2 protein-coding genes are annotated in these 456 nt (G+C 27.6%); both read right to left on the bottom strand.

Going from position 1 to position 456, the window contains the following annotated elements; all coding sequences use genetic code 11:
- On the bottom strand, positions 1 to 244 hold a 244-nt coding region (locus LPA54_RS38360), incomplete at its 3' end, for a MazG-like family protein (RefSeq protein ID WP_228985000.1).
- Positions 222 to 395 carry a hypothetical protein gene (locus LPA54_RS38365; RefSeq protein ID WP_228985001.1) on the bottom strand — a complete coding sequence of 58 codons (174 nt, stop codon included), beginning with the start codon at positions 393 to 395 and terminating at the stop codon, positions 222 to 224. The genes LPA54_RS38365 and LPA54_RS38360, both read right to left, overlap by 23 nt.
- Positions 396 to 456 lie beyond the last annotated feature (61 nt).

The raw sequence follows: 456 nt of genomic DNA on the forward strand, positions 1-456 counted from the left end.
GATCTGGATAATCCAAATCTTTAGAAATTGTATGACATTTACGCAATATAAGTATGCAAACTTGAATTACGTCAAATGCCTCTCTAACAACTGCTTTTAGATTTTTAAGTGTTTTATCATAGCTATAATTAACGATAGCTTTAACTAATTCAGTAAATTCTTCTGTAAGCTTATCCCTAATCTCCCTAAATGTTATTGTTTCGTTATCTATATTAAACTTTTCATTTTTCTTGAGTATATACATTAATAATTTCATTTCTACTCCTTCTATCTTCATAAATTTTAGCTATCTCTGCCATAGCTCCATCACCTGTAATATCGCATTTAAACCATCTTGATATTACGTCTTCAACTTCTAAATTAATCTTTTCAAATTCTGTTATCATCTTCTTCACCTTATTTTAATATTACATGGTTTAGTCAATCCCTTTATTACGATTTTGATTAGCTATAAAT

This window comes from Streptomyces sp. DH12, from assembly GCF_020873895.1.
Taxonomy (GTDB): Bacteria; Actinomycetota; Actinomycetes; order Streptomycetales; family Streptomycetaceae; genus Streptomyces.